This window comes from Traorella sp. mt218, from assembly GCF_055420025.1.
Genome location: NZ_JBVAYM010000016.1, coordinates 25,279 through 46,288, shown reverse-complemented (window position 1 = coordinate 46,288; position 21,010 = coordinate 25,279). Strand labels below are relative to the sequence as shown.

Genomic DNA, 21,010 nt, shown 5'->3' with positions numbered 1-21,010 from the left:
CCTCCTAAAACGTTACTGATACGCAATCTTTACTTATATCGGATATGCTTCGGCATCCGCACATCATCATCGTTTCTTTTAATTCACTTTGAATCTGATGAAGATAAGTTCTGACACCCTCAGCATGATTTCCTATTGCGGCAATGGAAAAAGGCCTTCCGATCAAAACTCCGTCAGCTCCCAAAGCCAGTGCCTTAAAGACATCGCTTCCGCTTCTAAAACCACCATCTACAAATACTTTCATACGTCCTTTGACAGCATTCGCAATTTCCTCCAGCACTTCGATCGTTGACAAGCCATCCTGAAGCACACGTCCTCCATGATTGCTGACCACGATTCCTGCAGCACCTGCCTCCATTGCTTTTTTTGCTGCCTCAACTGTCATGATACCTTTAAAGATAACAGGCATCTGTGCTTCCTGAACGATTTCCTTCAGGCCCTGTACGTCTTTAAACTCAACAGCCGGTGTTCCTGTTTTTAATGAAACCAGCCCTGCCGCATCTATATCACTACAACATACGCTGCAGCCGCTTGCTTTAATCATCTCAATACGTCTTTTCATTTCATCCTTCTGCCAGGGCTTGATCGTCGGAACGATCCATCCATCATGTGCTGCTCTGAGCGGTTCCATCAAAACATCCACATTCTGACCATCTCCGCTAAATACGATCGTATCCCTTCCGCAGCCTTCAACCAAGGCACAGGTATATTCATATTCGCTCATCTCTGCACCGTAATTGGCTTCAATATTACCGATCGGTGCGACATAGACAGGTAAGGCTACCCGCTTTCCAAAAAAATCACTTTCTGTAGAAACTTCTCCATTTGAAGCAATGACATTCATATTGACACATACTTCTTTTAATTTAGAAACATTTCTTATAAAAGTCGAACCGTTTCCCTTACCGCCGCATCCGGGCGTCTGTCCTGCACATACAATTCCATTACATTCCCTGCAAGCCCTGCATTTGGTCATCCTGCTTCCAGCCTGCCTTCTAACCTCATTCATATCGTTCATAAATTTTCACTTCCGTCTGTTATTATATCTTATTTGAAAGGCATTTTCAATTCTTTTCAAAATTTTCATTGCTTTTCAAAAAGAAAAGCAGGCTTTATTCCTGCTCACTTGCTTTATCCAGCTGGTACTTCTGTATGTAATCATCAAATTGCTTCTCAGTAATATTAGCACCTACGAAAATATCCTCCACTTTCCCGTCTTTTACAAAATAGAAAGTCGGCGTATAAACCTCCGTGGCACTCATGCCGTCACTTAAAAATTCCGCAGGATTCGGATGCTCGGCAACAAAATCATAAACAAGCTGCGGATCTTCACCATCCAAAACGACCTCATTAAATTCAAATCCATGATCGCCGATATAGTCTGACAACACGTTCTCTTTAAAATCCTCGCAATTATGACAGGTGGTCATCGTAAAGGCAAACATAAAAGTATCACCGTTTTCCATTCTATCAAGCACTTCACTTAAAGTTAACTTATGGAGCGTTCCCATTTCAGTAGATCTATCATAACCAGGCTGTGATGAACATCCTCCAAGCAAAGCTACGCTCATACATAATCCCAATAGTAATTTTTTCATCAATATACCTCCAGCATTTAAAGATTATATCATATTCTCGTTAAAATACAAACTACTCTTCGATTCGGTCCAACTGATACTTTTGAATCAATTGATCAAATTCATCCTCGGACAAATCCCCACCGATATAAATCTCCATCACTTCTCCATCTTCAATAAAATAAAATGATGGTGTCAAAACATCCGTAGGCAATAGGTCTGATGTTAAAAACTGTTCAGGATTGGGATGCTCAGCCACAAAATCAGCCGCTTTTTGAAAATCGTCACTATTCATTTCCAATACGACCTCATTAAAATCAAAGCCATGATCCTGCATGTAATAAGCTAAGACATTTTCTTTAAAAAATAAACAGCTCGAACATGTTTCCTGCGTAAATACAAACATAAACGTTTCATCATTTTCTATCTTTTCATTTACTTCATCCATGCTTAACCGATTTAAACGAGCCACTCCCGTATCACGCGGATAAGAGGGTGAACAACCGACTAACACCGCCATCATACAAGATAATATAAATTTTTTCATGCTTCCTCCTTTTAAAAAAAGAAAATGACTACTCTTCATCATCTTCTATTTTATGTGCCACATGCTTTTCTAAATTTTTTGTAATCTTGCGGCGATCCAATGATTTAAATTCTAAGATTTTCTGATTTTTAAGCTTGATCCGTACGATATCCGTATCAAATAACTTCCGCTGATACTCATAACTTTCAATATCAGCATAGTAAATCAAATAGCATTCACCGCCGTGATCATCCAAATAAAAGATCACAAAATCATCACTAAACTCAACCGTTGTCTGATTCTTTGAAAATAAGAGCGAATATATACCAAAAAAAAGCAAAAGAACCCCCATAAAAAAATAAGAATTCTGAAATATTAAAATAAGTCCGGCAACAGCAATGAAGCACATCGTCAAAACAGGCTTTGACTTGACTCTTGCATTGACTTCATAGTTTGCAGGCAGATTACGACATTTAAAACGATTGCTTTTTATTTTCATATGACCCTCAAACATATTATACTTCAAAATGAAAACATTTCAATAAATTCCCAAAATTCCACATAATTAAAGGCTTTTCTCCATAAAGAAAAGGGATCGCTCCCTTTTAATCAGCCAATGTCATGGTAATCACAGCTCCACTTATACCAATCTCATCATCGTTTGCTAAACGGACAGAAGTGATCCGAAGGTTATATAAAGGAATCAATGCTTCAACTCCAGCATTTTGTTTATACTCATGTTGTGACATATCAACGACTGTCCGTTCAATTTCAAATACATACGTCTTTCCTTCCTCAACCTGTGAAATCAGCTCATCCCCTAAATAAACTACAAATGGATCACTCTGATACAGATTGACAACAGCACAAAGAGGGCGTTCATCATGAATGGCATAATTTGGGATCAGTGAACGGACGGTTGCGCTAAATCCCCCACTGAGCACGACCTTCACCATTCCATTACTATCGCTCACCTCATTTAACTGTTTGACCTGTTCAAGCTCTGCTTCAAGTTTACGGTTTTCAGCTTCAAGATCAGAAATCTCAGCTGCCAGCTCATCTCTATGGGCAACGACTGCATTATATTTTCCATTCAAATTGTCATATTCACTCTTGGAAATGTTGTTACAGCCGCTTAAAACGATAAACGATGCCATCATCATGATAAAATACTTTTTTTTCATAAAATTATCCTCCCTGATCAATTCATTCTCTAAATATCCATCTATATTTATATTATCATTTTTACCCTATAAATACTATATAAAAAGATGATCATTCTGTATAAAACAACCATCTTTTATCGAATATTTATTACATTTACATGGTCAAGCGATATGATCACATTTATCCCTGCTTGTTTCTGTCATTCAAATATCTCACCATCAGGTGTGACAATTCTTTCATAGACCTTATAATCCTTACCGCTTAGCCGGATGGCTTTTCTGATCGTTTCCAATAAAGGAGTGCAGCAAGGGGCATTCATCGCAATGACCTCTACACTTTCAAAATTAACATTTTTAAATAAGTCGGTACATTTTTCCAACAGATGATTGGTCAGATCGTTTTTGGGACAGGCAATCAAAGCTACATGATCACGGATAAAATCCTGATGAAAACTTGCATATGCATAAGCTGAACAATCAGCTGCAATCAGCAAACGGGAATCTTTCAGATAACGATTGTTTGAATTGACGCTGGTGATCTGTACCGGCCAGTTGTAAAGCTCTGAGGTTGCTTCATAATCACATTCATCGCCCACACAGAAGCTTTTTACTTTCGGCTGGAAGCTCATGGCATCCGCCTGACAAAACTGCATGCAGTAGCCATTGTTATCACATCTTTTCTCATTTACGACATGTACCTTCCCATTGATCAGCTGCAAGACTGAATTCGTACAAACCTTTATGCAATTCCCACAGCCTGTACACTTCGATCCATCGATGACGACTCTGTTTTTCATTGTTCTCACCCGTTTTCATTATACATGCTTTTGCTTTTTCTTTCATGTTTTATGACTGTAATTTTAAAAGAACCCGTCTTATTGGTCTGAACGGGTTCTTCTTTTTTCTGTTTTAGGATGCGAGGACCTTCTTGAAGAAGTTTTCTTTTTATCTGAAGTCTTTTTAGGACCTTTGATCCCATCTAATTTAACTGTCACATCAAATCCTTTGATCTTACATGAATGCATGCTGTTAAGCACCAGATCAACGGCACTGTTTTCAATATCGACCAAAGCATAAGAGCCTTTCATTTCAATCTTGCCGATCATATCACTTGAACCATTTGTATATTCCGCAATTGCCGCTACGATATGACTTGGGGTGACTCCCTGGTTTTTACCGATATTGATATGTAAGGTCGTTGTTTCGCCCTCTTTGAAATTACGCATCTTGCCTTTCTTTTTCTCAGGTTCATCCACACGGACATCCAAAGGCTTATAGCTCAGCGAAATCAAAGCACCGACCAGATTTTCTATTGAAACACCTTCACTTAATAGCTCGTTAGCAATCTCAAAGGTCTGAGAATTAATGCCTTCTGAACATGCCTGAAGAACCTTTTCGATATATTTTCTCTTATTCAGTTCGATCAGCTGCTCACTGCTTGGCAATGGAACATTGCGTATATGAGTTTTGGTATATCTTGAAATATCCTTGATAAAACGCTTCTGGGCACTTCCGGAAACCAGCGTAACAGCCAGTCCTTTCTTTCCTGCCCTTCCTGTTCTGCCAACACGATGAATGTAATATTCATGATCCTGAGGTATATCATAATTGACGACCAGATCGATATCATCTACATCAATTCCTCTTGCCGCAACATCTGTCGCAATCAAAATCGGATAATTCCGCTGTTTAAACTGATTCATGACCCTTGTCCGGACCTGCTGTTTCATATCGCCATGCAGGCCGATCGCCTTGATATCATAGCTGTTCAGCTCATCAACAAGCTCGTCTACCATCTTTTTCGTATTCGTAAAGATCATCGTTAAGCTTGGATGAAGCGTTTCTAAGACAACACGTAAAGCTTCACTTTTCTGTCCGCGGCGACATTCATAATATATCTGATCGACCGTATCGATCGTACGCTGGGCACTTTTTATCTCGATCGTGACAGGATCATGTTGAAACTGCTGGGTGATCCTTAAGATAGCATCGGGCATCGTTGCGCTGAATAAAGCCATCTGGTAGCTTCCCTTTTCCATGTAATTAAGAATCGTTTCAATATCTTCCTTAAATCCCATATTCAGCATTTCATCCGCCTCATCCAAAACGACCATGCGGATATCATCTAATTTAAGGGTCTTACGACGCAGATGATCCATGACTCTTCCCGGTGTTCCGACGACAATATTACAGCCTCTTTTCAATAGACGTATCTGATTCTCAATCGATTCGCCGCCATAAATCGGAACGATCTTGACGCCTTCCTTATATTTGGAGAACTTTCTCAGCTCTGTTGCGATCTGGATATCCAGCTCTCTTGTCGGAGCCAGTATCAATATCTGGGGCTTACGGATCGATGGATCCACCTTTTCAATTGCCGGCAGCCCAAAAGCAGCTGTCTTTCCTGTACCGGTGTTGCTTTTTCCAAGCACATCACGGTTTTCCATTAAAACAGGAATCGCATCTTCCTGTATTTTTGTTGGTTCTAAATAACCGCACTCTTCAATCGCACGATTAATTTCTTCACTTAAACCTAGTTTATAAAAATTACTCATTTTTTCCTCTTTCTATAGTTATCTGTTCCACTATACCATTTATTGTCAGTAATTGCAAAAGAAATCCTCTAAAGAGCCATTTTTTTCCAACATCCTGCATTTTGCTCCCATTTTTTCACAAATTATCACGAATAAAATAGTTAGTTTTTGAGTTATAATTAATTTGGTGATATAGATGAATGAAGTAGCAGAAAACTTACCTCAAATGAAAATACAGCTTGAAAAGATGATGTTGCTTTATCAGGCAGCTTTAGAAGAAGTGCTTACACGTATCAACATCTTGAATCGGGAATTTAAGATTGCAAATTCTTATAGTCCGATCGAACATATCTCCTCACGTATCAAAACGCCTAAGAGCATCTTTAAAAAAATGCAGAAGAATAATATTGAAATAAGTGCGGAGAACATGATCAGATATATTGACGATATCGCAGGCATACGCATCGTTTGTAAATTTACGAGCGATATTTATTTATTGGTTGAGCTGATTGAAAAACAGCAGGATCTTAAGATCCTCATTCATAAGGATTATATCAAAAATCAAAAACCAAGCGGTTATCAGAGCTATCATCTCATCGTTTCCGTTCCTGTCAATTTAGCGGAGGGCTGCATCAATACCAAGGTAGAAATACAGATCCGCACGATTGCCATGGATTTTTGGGCTTCGATCGAACACAAGATCCGTTATAAATATGAAAAAGACATTCCCCCTCATATTCAGCGAGAATTACGGGAATGTGCCGACATCGTAAAATTTTTAGATAAGAAAATGCTGGCTTTAAATGAGGAAGTCCATCAGGAAGAAGTTGATCAGAATGATGACTATGAAGAAATGATTGAAGCTTTGAAGAAAATGCTTCAAGAGGCCTCACAAAAAAAGACTTTATCATCATAAAGCCTTTTTTCGCTGACGTTTCATCTCTTCCAGCACCTGTGATATTTGTAAACTGAATTTTTCTGACATGAGCGGACTTTGAAGAAGTCCTTTTTGTATGCAATCAAGCGCATGATCGATCTCACCGGTAAAATCACTTTTTTGGTCAACTCGGATGATTTCCTCTTGATCGCTGATCATGATCCTTGCCTGAGTATTCTTCCAGTAATCGATGATTTCGATACGACCTTTCTCTCCAATAAGAATTCCTTTATTTTTTTCTTTTTCCAGCCAGCTTGATTTCAAGGATGATAAGATCCCATTTTCATATTCAATCGTACATTCACATTCAAAATCACAGGGATAGTCCTTATATGGTTTGACATGGAAGCTCATTTGCTTGATATCGCTTTGTGCATATAAATGTGAAAAGCAGATCGGATAGACACCGACATCATAGAAACTGCCACCCATGCTTTCTTCTACATTCCACTCCTTCAATGCATTCTCATCAAATGAAGCACAATATTTTGCGCTGATTGCATGAAGAGGTCCAATTTCACAGACTCTTTTACGTATGATCTGTTGGAGAGGTGTAAAACAGGTCTTATGGGCTTCCATCAAAAAGCAGTGATGCCTGGCGGCTGTTTCAAAAAGTGCTTTGATATCCTGACAATTAGCTGCCAGCGGTTTTTCAATGATGACATGTTTATGATGGCTTAAGGCTTCTTTTCCAAGTGCTGTATGGGTCGGATTTGCGGTAGCGATATAAATCAGATCAACAGCAGGATCCTTGAAGGCTTCTTCATAGGAAAAGATGTGATCGATATGATATTTTTGGGCGAACGAGGATGCCTTTTGCCGATCCCTTGAAGCAATGCCATAAAGCTTTCCCTTTGAATAGTGAATGCCTGTGGCAATGCGCTCTGCGATATGACCACATCCTAAAATTACGATATTTATCATAAAGAAGAAAAGGCTCGATGAGCCTTTCTAGAATCTCTCTCTTTTATTGTAAGTCGTATGAAGCAGATGATGTGCTTTTTCACTGTTCGGTTCGCCCAGATAATTTTCATACAGTGCCTGAATCTGCTTATTTTCGTGTGATTTACGTACCGGCAGTTCTTCATCTTCCGCATAGAGCGCTGCTGCACGCTTTGCCTTATAGTTGAAGCCGCTGTTACGCACATCCGCACTGACATATGGCATACCGCCGCCATTGATACAACCGCCCGGACAGCCCATGATCTCAATGAAATGATATTTGCTGACACCGTTTCGAATATCATCCAAAAGCGGTTTCGCAATTTTCATGGAATGAGCAACAGCCACATGGATCTCCATGCCGGCAATTTCCAGCGTTGCTTCCTTTAAGCCTTCCACACCACGTACGGCCTTGTATTCGATATTTTTTAATTCCTTATTTTCCAAGATATCCGCTACTGTTCGTAAAGCCGCTTCCATGACACCGCCGCTGGTACCAAAGATAACGCCCGCACCTGAGTATTCACCAAACATATCCTGATCAAATTCAGAATCCTTCAGATCGGCAAAATCAATACCAAACATCCTGATCAGACGGGCACACTCTCTGGTAGTCAGAACAGCATCGACATCCTGCATGCCGTCATGAACATTTTCTTTCTTGTTGATCTCACCTTTCTTGGCAACACAAGGCATGATCGAAACAACATAGATATCTTTTGGATCGATGCCCTTCACTTCTGCATAATAGCTCTTGAGGATGGCACCAAACATCATATGCGGTGATTTACAGCTGGAAAGATGATCCAACAGATCCGGATATTCTCTTTCACAATAATTGACCCATCCCGGTGAGCAGGAGGTGATCATTGGTAACACACCGCCTTTTTTTATACGGTGAAGGAATTCATTTCCTTCCTCCATGATCGTCAGATCAGCCCCATAATCCGTATCATAAACACGATCAAAACCGCAAAGCTTCAGTGCCGTTACCATTTTTCCCGTTACCTTCGTACCGATCGGCATCCCAAACTCTTCACCGAGTGCTGCACGAATGGCCGGCGCTGTTTGTACGATCACATGCTTTGAAGGATCATTCAATGCTTCGATGACTTCATGAATCGTTTCCTTTTCATGTAAGGCACCTACCGGACAGACATTGACGCACTGTCCGCACTGCATACAGTTGACATCTTTTAATGACAGGTCAAAGACAGGTCCGACACTCGTCTTAAAGCCACGATTGATATAGTTTAAGACACCTAATCCCTGTATTTTCTCACAGGCGCTGACACAGCGTCCGCAAAGAACACATTTGCTCGTATCACGGACGATGCCTTCGCTGGCATCATCAAAGGTCGGTTTTGTCTTTTCACCTTTAAAGGCATCCTCACGGACCCCTACCTGAGCGGCCAGGCGCTGCAGTTCGCAGTTATTGTTGCGGATACACTGCAGACAATTTTTAGAGTGGTTGGAAAGCATCAGCTCTACAACGCCTCTTCTGGCATCAAGTGCTTTTTTAGAATTCGTATAGACTTCCATACCTTCACTGATCGGATAAATGCAGGCAGCACAAAGATTACGTGCCCCTTTTACTTCTACCTGACAGACACGACAGGCGCCCGTTCCCGTCAGATCCTTTAAATAACAAAGCGTCGGGATATGAATATTATTGGCTCTGGCTGCTTCCAGGATCGTAGATCCTTCTGCCGCTTCAATTTCCTGATTGTTGATCTTTAATTTCACCATCTCAAAGCCCTCCTATCTCATCTCAACAGCGCCAAAGTGGCAGGCTTCCCTGCAGGCACCGCACTTGATGCACTTGCTTGTATCAATCTTAAATACTTCCTTACCGGCAATACCGCTGATCGCACCTGTCGGACATTTCTTCGAACACAAAGAGCACTTCTTACATTTATCCGGATCGATCGAATAAGAGAGCAATGCCTTACATACATGTGCCGGACAGCGTTTATCCTTAACATGTGCTTCATATTCATCTCTAAAGAAACGCAGCGTAGATAATACCGGATTTGGTGCTGTCTGTCCCAATCCGCAAAGTGCGGTAGACTTGATCGTATAACAAAGCTGTTCCATCTCATCGATCAGCTCCATCGTACCTCTTCCTTCACAGATATCCGTCAGCATTTCCAAAAGACGCTTGGTTCCGACACGACACGGCGTACACTTGCCGCATGATTCATCAACGATGAAATCCATATAGAAACGAGCGATATCGACCATACAGTTATCTTCGTCCATGACGATCATACCGCCTGAACCCATCATCGAACCCTTGGCTACCAGCGTATCAAAATCAATCGGTGAATCCAGATCATCTTCTGTCAGACAGCCGCCGCTCGGACCGCCTGTCTGAACAGCCTTAAAACGTTTATTATTCGGACAGCCGCCGCCAATTTCATAAATTACTTCACGCAGCGTCGTACCCATCGGTACTTCCACAAGACCGGTATTGACGACCTTGCCACCCAAGGCAAATACTTTCGTACCGCTTGATTTTTCCGTTCCCATCGACTTGAACCAGTCAGCACCGTTATTGATGATCTGGGCTACATTGGCAAGTGTTTCCACGTTGTTGATGATCGTCGGTTTTCCCCAGACACCTTTATGTGCCGGAAATGGTGGTTTTGGCATCGGCATGCCACGCTTTCCTTCAATTGAGGCAATCAAAGCCGTTTCCTCACCACAGACAAAGGCACCGGCACCTAAACGAAGCTCTAAGTCAAAACTAAAATCTGTCGAAAAGATATTCTTTCCCAACAAGCCCAATTCCCTGGCCTGCTTGATCGCAATATTCAAACGTTCAACAGCAATCGGATACTCGGCACGGATATAGATATAACCATAATTGGCACCGATCGCATAACCGGCAATCGCCATCGCTTCGATGACGCTGTGCGGATCACCTTCCAAGATAGAACGATCCATGAAAGCACCCGGATCTCCTTCATCGGCGTTACAGATGACATATTTCTGATCGCTCTCTTCCTGAGCGGCAAACTGCCATTTCAAGCCTGTAAGGAAGCCTCCGCCGCCACGTCCGCGAAGTCCGGATTTCTTAATTTCATCAACGACCTCCTGTGGCGTCATTTCTGTCAACACCTTACCTAAGGCCATATAACCATCACGGGCAATATATTCATTGATATCCTCCGGATTGATCACACCACAGTTTTTCAAGGCAACACGCTTCTGCTTCGCATAGAAACGGATCTTATCCATGCTGAAAACTTTTTCCTTTGTTTCCTCATCGATATCATGCATTTCCAGACGTTCGACACGTCTTCCCTTATAAATATGCTCATTCACGATCTCACTGACATCTTCTACCTTTACCTGACAATAGAAAACCCTGTCCGGATGAATGGCAATGATCGGGCCTTTCTGACATAAGCCAAAGCAGCCGGTCTTTACGACCTTGACTTCCTTATCCAGACCCATTTCCTCTAAAACACGATTAAATTCTTTCTCAATCAGATCACTCTTGGAGGATGTACATCCCGTTCCTCCGCAGATCAGTACATTCATTCTTTCCATACTTATCTACCTGCTGCTCCTATCGTAAATTCCTCACAGATTTCTCCCTGTCCGATATGTTTACGTGTAACTTCTTCCGCCTTAGCAGGATTCATATGAACATAAGTTGTCTTATTTCCCTGCTTATCAAACACTTCTACGATCGGCTCATAGGAACATAGCCCCATACATCCGCTCTGTGTGACAGACGCACTATAATTATGCTTCGCCACCTCTTCCACAAAGGTGTTCAATACCGGACGGGCACCCGCAGAAATGCCGCACGTCCCCATACCGACAACGATCCGGTAATCATTTTCACCATCGCGCAGGTCAAGACGTTTCTTTGTCTGATCGCGCAGAGCTTTTAAATCCGCTAATGACTTCATCTTTTTCCTCCTCTTTGATACCTTCATTGATATAAGCCTTGCACCAAGAAGAAATCTCAGCTTCGCAGATGCTTACATCGCCCAGGATTTCCCTGATTTGCTGTGAATCAAAACTAAACTGCTTCTCATCACTTATATAATCAAAGTGAATATGAACGGCTTCATTCATACATAGAGCCAATACCAGCGCATCACCGATATCACCTCTGGGAGGAACATCCCAATGATCCTTTTTCATCGTACATTTGATCCTTGTTCCTTTATTCACTTTTGATTCCAATTCAAAACGGCCTTCACACTGTTGAGCCAATTCCTTGAAAAACGGTATCCCCAGACCGATTTTTCTTGTCTTGCGAGTCGTAAAGAAAGGATCCTGTACCTTTTTTACCATCGCTTCATCCATGCCCTTTCCGTCATCTCTGATTTCAAGAGAAATTTCATTTTTCTTTTTACTGTCCACAAAGCGTATCATGATATGAGATGCTTCTGCCCGTATGCTGTTAGAAGCAATATCTAACAGATACATGCTTAAATCAGCCATCATTTGCATCCCTCCACAACGCTTTCCACATCCTGATATCAATATCTTCCTCAAAATGATCGATATCCTGAAGATAATGTGCATCGCTGTTTCTGATCCATAACACTTCCTTCAGCCATGGATGCAGCTGCTGCACCATTTCTTTTTGTGCCTGATTTTTTACTTCGATCAGATCAAATTCCAAATGCCGGGGAATAAAACCTAATTGCGTCATGATCGAATTTGCCTTATCACAGACATGGGCCAGGGAAACGATCCCCTGACACTGATGTGCTTTTCGGATGATATTCTCCATGCTCTGATTCACCGATTGAAGCAAAAGCACATCTTCACCGGCAACCACTTCATCAGCTTCATCAAACAGCCATTGATTGCCAAAATAACGAACATCATTTCTGATCAGAGGCAAATGCTCTTTTAACCACGCATCAAATACCATCGCCCTTGAATAATCCTGAAAATAGATACACAGATGCACTTCTTCGATGCTCTGCACCTCCACACCATAGACATATCCCATATCAAGCTTTCGGGCTACCTCAGCCATGACTCGCTGCTGTCCCAGCGTATTATGATCACAGACACTGATCATTTCCAAACCGCATATCTTTGCCATATTGACAATATTATGCGGTGTCATATCATCGCTGGCACAGGGAGAAAGCGCTGAATGAATATGCAGATCGACACGCATGCTACAACCCTAGCTCCACACATTTCTTACAGATTTCATAAGCTGAAAGCTTGCTCGCACATAAAGCGATATCCTCTTCAAGTGCCCGATCGATCACTTCCTGCTCAATCTTTGCATCCTGGGCGATCACCAGCACGCTGATTTCTTTCAAAGCGCTTACAGCAACGCTGTTAAGATGACTCTGGACCGTGATCCATATCTGATTTGCTTCACTGTTGCCAATGACCCAGCTTAACAGATCACCGACAAAGACACCTGAAATTTCTTTTTCCAGCGCCTTCTCGCTTGCCCATATCTTAAAACCCGTCTTTTGCGCAAATTCTTTAACCTGCATCCTTTTCTCTCCTTTTAATGATCCGGCAATCTTCCAGACACTGCTCTTTATCAACGATGGCCTCTGCCATGCTGCGACAGGACGGATAACCGCAGGCACCACAGTCAAAGCCCGGAAGATGATCAAAAATTTCATTGACCGCACTGAATCGCTTCAATTGTTCCATCATATTCTTTGGCTGCAGCTTTTGCTCATCCTTATCCTTTCGAAGCTCTTCAAGCGTGTAATTCTTTATCTTTCCGTGAGCGCTCTTCATCAGCTCATGCATATTGATCCTTCCATTGAAAGGATTTCCCCATAAAAACTGTCCGCCGATGCAACCGTTGAAACAAGCGCTCAGCGACAGATACTTTACTTCCTTTAAAAGACCAAACTCACTCAGCTCCAAAGCCTTCAAAACCTTATCCATCCCATTCACAGATAAGATCTGGGCATCAAAGCGCTGTCCAAGTCCACAGGCTACCGAACGGATGCCTTCCTTACATAATTCGACATCTGCCTCCTCATGATTGCGATAGCTATTGATGTTAGGAAACAGATCTACGATCGAAAGACAATGATCGATCTCGCTGTTGACATTACCATACGGATATTTCCCAAAAGCCAGCTTGGCAGGACATTCGCAAAGCAAAAAGATACCTGCATCCTCACCATATTTCTGACGTACATCCTTTGCTGCCAGCACTGAAGGATATTCAAAATCAATCTGATTTTCCAACAGCATCGGATACTGTTTTTCAATAAGCTCATTCACCACCGGGCAAAATGAAGAAATATACAAGCCTTGTTTTCCTTTTAAAAGATCATTGACCTTTTCATAAACAGCCCCCTCATAAGGACTCAGACTTACTAATTCATCAAAACCAAGCTTTAATAAAGCAGCGTTCAATCGCCGCGCGTCTGTTTCATCCGAACAATCACAATAAATTGAACTTGGAACCAGACCAATCTTTATCTTATAATTTTGTAAATCAATCAGTGTCGATCCCTTCGCACTCAGTCCCGAATGCTTACAGACACTGATACATGCTCCGCAGTTAATACATTTATCTGCAGATATAAGCACTCTTTCATCCTTGATCGTAATCGCTTCAAAGGGACATGTTTTCAGACAACGCATACATTTTACACACTTATGAAGCGTATAAGTAATCACTCTCATATACGAAATCCGATCCTTAAACAGGTTCCCTGGGAAGATGTTTGTAAATCAAATGTATCCGCCACCCTTTTAATATTCGGAAGTCCCATACCGGCACCAAAGCCAAATTCCAATGCTTTCCCGGAAGCTGTTGAATATCCCGGCATCATCGCCTTCTCCACATCCCTGATTCCCGGACCGCAATCATTGAAAGAAAGATAGACACCCTCTTCACTGATTTCCAGAACCACTTCTCCGCCATAGGAATGAATGATCATATTGATTTCTGCTTCATAACAGGCAACAGCGATTCTGCGCAGGATATCAGCAGGAAGCCCCAGCTGTTTCAACAATCCTTTAATATCCGTTGATACCTTACCGGCATTGACATAATCTTCACGCATGACAGGATAGGTTTCTTTAAACACTCTTCAATCCCTTTGCATGCAGGATGCCGCAAGTTTCAAACATCGTCAAAGGTGTGGTAATCACATTGATATTCATTTCTTTGGCTAAGGCAATTTCTTCCTCATTGTATTTTTTTCCTCTTACGATCAAGATAGTATGAATATCCAGCATATCAGCCGTACGGATGCTTTGTGAATTGCATAAACCTGTGATCAGTATCGTTTCCTCCGAATATTGTTGGATCAGCGCTAACGCGTCACTCATCAGATCTGAAGAAAAACCGTAATTAATCTCACATTCATTTCCACAGCTGACCAGCCATTCCCCATGTACAGCTTTTATAATTTCATCTAATTTCATATTATTCACTCGCAGCAATCGCACTGATCAGCTGTCTGACCTCATTCATATCCGTAATGTTGCCATGAACCTTGCCATCAATGATCGCTACCGGTGCCAATCCGCAGGCTCCAAGACAACGTGTGGCATCAATAGAAAACAAGCCATCCGGACTTGTCTTGTTGACCTCACAGCCACAAGACTCACAAATCGTTTCCAAAAGCTGCTGGGAGCCCTTTACATAACAGGCGGTTCCCATACAGACATTAATGACATGCTTGCCTTTCGGCTGGGTTGTAAACTGTGCATAGAATGTAACGACCCCATATACATTGGCAACGCTTACATGACAGGCATCAGCAATCTTCAGCATCGCTTCAAACGGGATATAGCCACATTCATTCTGAACATCATGCAGCATCAATTTGACAGGACCCATCTTGTCCTTATGTCTTTCGACAATCTCATCAATCTTTTTTCTTGTTTCAGCATTTATCTTTTCCATTTGACAACCTTCCTTCTGAATCAAAAAACTTCATGAAGTTATTTTACCATTTTTCTCTCCTTTAGAAAACCCTCTTTTGTTATTTCTATCACAAATTAGTGTTTTTCATTTAATGCTCCTACTGAAAATGATCAAAAAAATTCACACAGTATCTTTTATAACTGCATCTCCTTATTGTAAAAAAAGAGCATATTTAGAATCCTAAATATACTCTTTTATGATCGTCCTTTTAAATACGTCTTTTCTTAGATATCACGATGCTTGAAAACATATGTGCCAATAGCAAAGGTGAATACAAAAACAACAAGCACAAACAACAAGGAGCTTAATAAAATATTCCCTGTTATATTTAACTTCTCGATTTGACTGATTGTATTAGAAAAATCTAAGACAGACAGATTTTGTCCTAATGCTTTTCCGATATAACTGACGGCTACCGGTTCAAAATTAATGACAACGATGGATACCATGATAGCTACGATCTGTTTTTTTGTTAAGACTGAAATAAAATATCCGATCATCGCATAAGCAATGACAATGATCATTTGAATAACGATACTTTCGATAATTTGCATATTGGTCCAAACAAATTCTCCGGATGTCATAGGAATTCCCTTGACAGTTCCCCAAACGTAAGCTCCGATACAAGCTAAAATAAACATGATTTCAGAAATAAAAATCGATACCAATAATCTTCCGAAATATATTTTTGTTTTACTAACACCACTTGAAACGATGGCTTTTATAGTTCCTTTTTCATAATCGTTAGTTACATACATGGCGATCATGATGATAAAAAAGATTTCATAGAATGAAACGATGCTGCTCAGAACCTCAGCCAAACATATGCTGCTATCAAGCCCTGCTACGACAGTAAGCAAAGCTCCTAAAGGTGCGGACGCTAGTAAAGAAACAAAAAATACTAAATTGTGACGTATCTTATAAAGCTCGGCTTTAAATATTTTACTCATTTGTATTTCCCCCTACTAATTCCAAAAAGTAAGTTTCCAAGTCTTTACCTGATTCTTTGAGCTCTTTACTTGATAAGCTTTTTACTATTTTCCCATCAATCATAAAAGCATAATCAGTCGCTATTTTTTCCATTTCTCCTAGGATATGACTTGAAATGAATATGCTCACACCTTGTCTGTTTAAATCTTCAAGCAAATGTCTGATTTCAGAGATCGCCACCGGATCCAGACCGTTGGTCGGTTCGTCTAAAAGCAATAAATCAGGATTGCCAAGCAAAGCACAGGCAATTCCTAATTTCTGGCGCATTCCCAAAGAAAAAGCTTTGACCTTGCGATGTTTGAATTTAAGTAAATCTACTTTCTTTAAGACCTCGTTTACTTCATTTTTCCCTTTACCGTGAAGCTTTGCCTGATACATCGTATTAGCATAACAGCTCATTTCATCATAAAAGGCCGGCACTTCGATAATAGAACCAATTCTACCTCTCTCTTGCCATAACTCTTTTTCTTCTGATTTCCCATTAATGATTATTTCTCCGCTTGTTTTATTAGAAAAACCTAAGATCAATTTCATTAATGTCGTTTTACCTGCTCCATTTCTTCCGATCAATCCGAAGATCGATCCTTTTGGCACTTGAATGCTGACCCCGTCATTGGCCATAAATCCTTTATAATTTTTCTTTAAATCTTTTGTTTCGACAATGTATTCCAAAAAAATCACCCCTTCATTTTATTTTTGTAATATTTCATAAGCAATAAGCCAATAATGGCTAAGATTAAAAATGCGAGTGGAATTATGATATTGGTTGAATCAATCTGCGGCAAGATCACAATTAAAGAAAAAACGGCCATAATCAATCCTAATATCACAAGAAGTATGCTTATCATGTATAAGGCTTTATATATATTACTTTTCATATTTCCTCCTTTTTTTACCGGGCTATTATACAGCAAAATTATCTAATTGAAAAGGTAAAATTAAAATTACAAAAAAAAGAATCATCTGCTGATGACTCTCAATCATGGATTTCTTCATCTTTTATAAATTTGTTTTGAAGAAACTTTAAGATTGCTTCAAAGACAATCAAAAACAAGACAAGCCAAATCGTCCATGCAAAGATACCGATCATATCGACATTGATGCGGCATAACTGAAACTGACGTCCAAGACCCGGTGATACCGAACCTAATATTTCTGCCATGATGCCGACCTTAAAAGTAAGTCCCAGACCATTTGAAAAAGAAGCATAGATATAATGGGATATCAAAGGTAAATAAACCTTGAAAATCTTATATGAACGTCTGACTGGATAAATACGCATCAAATTCAGATATTTGCTTTCAATGCTTTTCATACCGCTTAACGTATTGGCATAAGCCATAGGAAACATGACCATAAAACCGATCACACAGGTAGCAATCCGTGAATTTGTCCAAATCAGTACGATTAATATATAAGATACATTGGGAATGCTTTTCAGTATCGTATAGACAGGCTCAAAATATTCTTCAAACTTATGGCTGATACCGCTGCACACACCAAAGGAAACCCCCATGAACAAGGCCAATAAAAGACCAAAAAAGCTTCTTGCAAGCGTATGGGTAAACGCTTCATAAAAACCGCTGTCAAGCGCTAATTCAATCATTCGTTCAGCGACATCAAAAAAAGAAGGGAGCTTGATCGGATTATCAACCATTTCTCCGCTTATCATCCATACGATCAATAAAACAAGGATTGTAACGAAACTGCGCTTTTTCATACCGCTATTATACTCGTTTTTCTTTAAAAATAAAAGGGAGATACCATGACCTCCCTAATGATTATTTTGAAAGCATCTCTTCACTGAACTCAATATTCATCAATGACAGAAGCGTTGTCAGATCATCTGTACATTCGCCGGCCTCAACATAGTGAATATTCTGTCTTTCCCATGTAGCTTTTGAGATAGCTGCACTTGGAACACCTAAAGTATCAGCACCGATCGCATCGACAAGCTCCACGATCTTATCCGGATCATTGACTGCTGTTTCATTGACAAATGTTTCGATCGTACTGATTACATTCGCACATTTATCTTCACTGCCTTCTTTCACAAAGATCGCTGCCTGAGGGAATCCTTCTAAATCAGTCCCCATCTTTTCCTGATAGGCTGTCTGAAGGTTCTCGATGACCTGAAGCTCGATGCCCTGCTCTTTTGCTTTCTGAATCGTTGCGGTTACAGCCGGTTCAGCCAGCATGCCACAGTTTGCATTACCGCTCAATAATGCTCCCTGAACATCCTGAGCACTTGAATACATCACGATTTCAGGTGTGATATTGTCAAGATCAACAGCCTGGCGCAAAACAAAATCAGTCACGCTTCCTTCACCAAAAGTCGCAAAGGTTCCTTCTTCATTCAAAGCATTTTCACTGGTACCTACCAGATAAAGATTTCCCCATGTGATCACAGCTTTTAAACGATAAGGACTCTTTCCGGCTTCGATCATCTTGGCACCTAAATTAACAGGTGCGATGATGATATCATACTCGCTGTCATCTTTTACTAATTCTGCGCTTACAACTTCGCTTCCAGTAACAAATTCAAAAGTGTTTTCACTTTCTTCACTTGCTGCTTCTAAAAGTGAAAGAGCTGGCGCTCCTGTCGGTGACAACACCTTGACAGGTTCATTTGTCGTAGTTGTGGAACAGCCTGCCAAAAGCAAGGCAGCCACCATCAATGATTTTAAATGTCGCATCTTACCTTCTCCTCTATTTCTTTCTGAAGCATCTTCACAAATTCATCAAATGATACCGTGTTCGATTCTTTATGACCCTGGCGGCGGATCGTTACCGTATGATTTTCTTTCTCACCGTCACCCACGACTAATTCGATTGGAATCTTTTTCATTTGTGCTTCCCTAATACGATAACCCAATTTTTCATTTCTTGCATCTAATTTGCTCCTAAAACCAAGTTGATTCAATTCATCATTGATTTCTTTGGCATATTCATAATGATGTTCATGATGGACCGGAATCACTTCTACCTGTACAGGAGCCAGCCACATTGGGAACTTACCGCCAAAATGTTCGATCAGAATTCCGATGAAACGTTCTACTGAGCCGAATATGACACGATGCAGCATGACCGGCCGTACCTTTTCACCATGTTCATCAATATATGTCAGATCAAACCTTTCCGGAAGATTCATATCTAACTGGATCGTGCCACACTGCCAGACTCTTCCTAATGAATCTTTGATATGAAAATCCAGCTTCGGTCCATAGAAAGCACCATCGCCCGGATTAATCTTATATGTCTTGCCGGCAGCCTCACAAGCCTTCGCTAAAGCCGCTTCGCTTCTTTCCCATACCTCGATCTCACCAATATACTTTTCCTCAGGACGCGTGCTTAATTCAATGTCATACGTCAAACCAAAGATCGCATAGACACGATCGATAAAACGAATCAATGAAATTACTTCACTTTCGATCTGATCCATACGCATGAAGATATGTGCATCATCCTGTGTAAATGTACGAACCCTGAAAAGGCCATTCAACGCTCCGCTGGCTTCATGACGATGTACCTGTCCCAATTCACCCATACGAATCGGAAGATCCTTATATGAATGCAAAGAATTCTTATAAACCAGCATGCTTCCCGGACAATTCATCGGTTTGATCGCAAACTCACGGTCATCCACCATAGACGTGTACATATTCTCACGATAATTGTACCAGTGGCCACTTACTTCCCATAATTCCTTCGACATCATGATCGGTGTCTTGATAAACTCATAACCTTCTTTGGTATGTTCATCATACCAGAATTTCTCCAATTCATTTCGCAAGATCATACCATTAGGCAAAAAGAACGGAGCACCCGGAGCATATTCGCTCATCATGAACAATTCTAATTCTTTGCCCAGCTTCTTATGATCTCTTTTCTTAGCTTCTTCCAATAAATCTAAATGCTTCTGCAGATCTTCCGCTGTTTCAAAGCAGACACCATAAATTCGTTGAAGCATCTTATTGTTCTTATCACCTTTCCAATAGGCACCCGAATGCTTCAAAAGCTTGAAATTCTTCAAAAGCTTGACACTTTCCACATGAGGTCCGCGGCAAAGATCCACAAAATCACCCTGTCGATAACAAGTAATGCTGCCATCTTCCAATCCTTCGATCAGATCCAGCTTATACTCATCATCCTTGAACATTTCCATGGCTTCAGCCTTCGTATGATGTTCACAGACAATACGTTTGCCATCCTTGACGATCTTCTTCATTTCCTTTTCAATCTTTGGAAGATCCTCATCATGAATCACATCATCTCCTAAGTCAATGTCATAATAGAACCCCTCACTGATGACCGGTCCTACCCAAAACTTTGCCTGAGGATAAAGATGCTTCACCGCCTGCGCCATCAAATGCGCACAGGAGTGATTCAATACACTTAATTTTTCATCTTCTTTAATATCGATCATAGC

General features: G+C 40.8%; 25 protein-coding genes. 1 reads left to right on the top strand and 24 read right to left on the bottom strand.

Translation table 11 applies throughout. The features are described from left to right. Positions 1-4: 4 nt before the first annotated feature. From ACZYT3_RS08995 to ACZYT3_RS08965, 7 genes are all read right to left on the bottom strand, one after another. Entirely contained in the window at positions 5-1,018 is a 1,014-nt protein-coding gene (locus ACZYT3_RS08995) for an alpha-hydroxy-acid oxidizing protein (protein ID WP_464088405.1), read from the bottom strand. A gap of 94 nt (positions 1,019-1,112) precedes the next feature. Continuing rightward, entirely contained in the window at positions 1,113-1,598 is a 486-nt protein-coding gene (locus ACZYT3_RS08990) for a thioredoxin domain-containing protein (RefSeq protein WP_464088404.1), read from the bottom strand. Positions 1,599-1,650: 52 nt separating this feature from the next. Continuing rightward, on the bottom strand, positions 1,651-2,124 hold the full coding sequence (locus tag ACZYT3_RS08985; RefSeq protein ID WP_464088403.1) for a hypothetical protein: 474 nt from the start codon (positions 2,122-2,124) through the stop codon (positions 1,651-1,653). A gap of 28 nt (positions 2,125-2,152) precedes the next feature. Next, entirely contained in the window at positions 2,153-2,602 is a 450-nt protein-coding gene (locus ACZYT3_RS08980; RefSeq protein WP_464088402.1) for a hypothetical protein, read from the bottom strand. A 106-nt stretch (positions 2,603-2,708) separates the two neighbouring features. Beyond that, a complete protein-coding gene (locus ACZYT3_RS08975; protein WP_464088401.1) occupies positions 2,709-3,287 on the bottom strand; it encodes a bZIP transcription factor in 579 nt (192 codons plus the stop codon). A gap of 182 nt (positions 3,288-3,469) precedes the next feature. Next, positions 3,470-4,066 carry an ATP-binding protein gene (locus ACZYT3_RS08970; RefSeq protein ID WP_294560441.1) on the bottom strand — a complete coding sequence of 199 codons (597 nt, stop codon included), beginning with the start codon at positions 4,064-4,066 and terminating at the stop codon, positions 3,470-3,472. A gap of 78 nt (positions 4,067-4,144) precedes the next feature. Further along, positions 4,145-5,824, bottom strand: coding sequence for a DEAD/DEAH box helicase (locus ACZYT3_RS08965; protein WP_464088400.1), 1,680 nt, complete (start codon positions 5,822-5,824; stop codon positions 4,145-4,147). 175 nt (positions 5,825-5,999) lie between these two features. Between ACZYT3_RS08965 and ACZYT3_RS08960 the strand changes: the two genes are divergently transcribed. Continuing rightward, positions 6,000-6,719: a GTP pyrophosphokinase gene (locus ACZYT3_RS08960; protein WP_294560443.1), complete on the top strand. Its 720-nt coding sequence runs from the start codon at positions 6,000-6,002 to the stop codon at positions 6,717-6,719. On the opposite strand, the gene ACZYT3_RS08955 is transcribed toward ACZYT3_RS08960, so the two are convergent. From ACZYT3_RS08955 to thrS, 17 genes are all read right to left on the bottom strand, one after another. Next, a complete protein-coding gene (locus ACZYT3_RS08955) occupies positions 6,714-7,664 on the bottom strand; it encodes a Gfo/Idh/MocA family protein (RefSeq protein WP_464088399.1) in 951 nt (316 codons plus the stop codon). The two genes, ACZYT3_RS08960 and ACZYT3_RS08955, sit on opposite strands and share 6 nt — an antisense overlap. A gap of 27 nt (positions 7,665-7,691) precedes the next feature. Continuing rightward, positions 7,692-9,431, bottom strand: coding sequence for an NADH-dependent [FeFe] hydrogenase, group A6 (locus ACZYT3_RS08950; protein ID WP_294560445.1), 1,740 nt, complete (start codon positions 9,429-9,431; stop codon positions 7,692-7,694). A gap of 12 nt (positions 9,432-9,443) precedes the next feature. Then, positions 9,444-11,240 (bottom strand): NADH-quinone oxidoreductase subunit NuoF, encoded by a 1,797-nt coding sequence (gene nuoF / locus ACZYT3_RS08945; RefSeq protein WP_294560447.1) that lies wholly within the window; start codon positions 11,238-11,240, stop codon positions 9,444-9,446. Between the two features lie 2 nt (positions 11,241-11,242). Next, entirely contained in the window at positions 11,243-11,608 is a 366-nt protein-coding gene (locus tag ACZYT3_RS08940; RefSeq protein WP_294560449.1) for a (2Fe-2S) ferredoxin domain-containing protein, read from the bottom strand. Continuing rightward, entirely contained in the window at positions 11,553-12,152 is a 600-nt protein-coding gene (locus tag ACZYT3_RS08935) for an ATP-binding protein (protein WP_464088398.1), read from the bottom strand. The genes ACZYT3_RS08940 and ACZYT3_RS08935 overlap by 56 nt, the downstream gene beginning before the upstream one ends. Beyond that, positions 12,142-12,843 (bottom strand): PHP domain-containing protein, encoded by a 702-nt coding sequence (locus ACZYT3_RS08930; protein WP_464088397.1) that lies wholly within the window; start codon positions 12,841-12,843, stop codon positions 12,142-12,144. The genes ACZYT3_RS08935 and ACZYT3_RS08930 overlap by 11 nt, the downstream gene beginning before the upstream one ends. Position 12,844: 1 nt before the next feature. Beyond that, positions 12,845-13,177 carry a hypothetical protein gene (locus ACZYT3_RS08925; protein WP_464088396.1) on the bottom strand — a complete coding sequence of 111 codons (333 nt, stop codon included), beginning with the start codon at positions 13,175-13,177 and terminating at the stop codon, positions 12,845-12,847. Then, entirely contained in the window at positions 13,167-14,339 is a 1,173-nt protein-coding gene (locus ACZYT3_RS08920; RefSeq protein WP_464088395.1) for a (Fe-S)-binding protein, read from the bottom strand. The genes ACZYT3_RS08925 and ACZYT3_RS08920 overlap by 11 nt, the downstream gene beginning before the upstream one ends. Beyond that, the gene (locus ACZYT3_RS08915) at positions 14,336-14,746 is read right to left on the bottom strand and encodes an ATP-binding protein (RefSeq protein ID WP_464088394.1); all 411 of its coding nucleotides are present in this window, start codon (positions 14,744-14,746) and stop codon (positions 14,336-14,338) included. Before ACZYT3_RS08915 ends, ACZYT3_RS08920 begins: the two co-directional genes overlap by 4 nt. Continuing rightward, the gene (locus ACZYT3_RS08910; RefSeq protein ID WP_464088393.1) at positions 14,739-15,086 is read right to left on the bottom strand and encodes a hypothetical protein; all 348 of its coding nucleotides are present in this window, start codon (positions 15,084-15,086) and stop codon (positions 14,739-14,741) included. Before ACZYT3_RS08910 ends, ACZYT3_RS08915 begins: the two co-directional genes overlap by 8 nt. Position 15,087: 1 nt before the next feature. Further along, positions 15,088-15,570 (bottom strand): NADH-quinone oxidoreductase subunit NuoE family protein, encoded by a 483-nt coding sequence (locus ACZYT3_RS08905; RefSeq protein WP_464088392.1) that lies wholly within the window; start codon positions 15,568-15,570, stop codon positions 15,088-15,090. A gap of 245 nt (positions 15,571-15,815) precedes the next feature. Further along, positions 15,816-16,541: an ABC transporter permease gene (locus ACZYT3_RS08900; protein ID WP_294560478.1), complete on the bottom strand. Its 726-nt coding sequence runs from the start codon at positions 16,539-16,541 to the stop codon at positions 15,816-15,818. After that, on the bottom strand, positions 16,534-17,253 hold the full coding sequence (locus ACZYT3_RS08895; RefSeq protein ID WP_294560476.1) for an ABC transporter ATP-binding protein: 720 nt from the start codon (positions 17,251-17,253) through the stop codon (positions 16,534-16,536). Before ACZYT3_RS08895 ends, ACZYT3_RS08900 begins: the two co-directional genes overlap by 8 nt. A gap of 5 nt (positions 17,254-17,258) precedes the next feature. Then, positions 17,259-17,459, bottom strand: a complete 201-nt coding sequence (locus ACZYT3_RS08890; protein ID WP_294560474.1) for a hypothetical protein — start codon at positions 17,457-17,459, stop codon at positions 17,259-17,261. 98 nt (positions 17,460-17,557) lie between these two features. Next, positions 17,558-18,301, bottom strand: a complete 744-nt coding sequence (locus ACZYT3_RS08885; protein ID WP_464088391.1) for an ABC transporter permease — start codon at positions 18,299-18,301, stop codon at positions 17,558-17,560. Positions 18,302-18,362: 61 nt separating this feature from the next. Then, positions 18,363-19,277, bottom strand: coding sequence for a substrate-binding domain-containing protein (locus tag ACZYT3_RS08880; protein WP_464088390.1), 915 nt, complete (start codon positions 19,275-19,277; stop codon positions 18,363-18,365). Next, positions 19,265-21,007 (bottom strand): threonine--tRNA ligase, encoded by a 1,743-nt coding sequence (thrS, locus tag ACZYT3_RS08875; RefSeq protein ID WP_464088389.1) that lies wholly within the window; start codon positions 21,005-21,007, stop codon positions 19,265-19,267. The genes ACZYT3_RS08880 and thrS overlap by 13 nt, the downstream gene beginning before the upstream one ends. Positions 21,008-21,010: the final 3 nt, after the last annotated feature.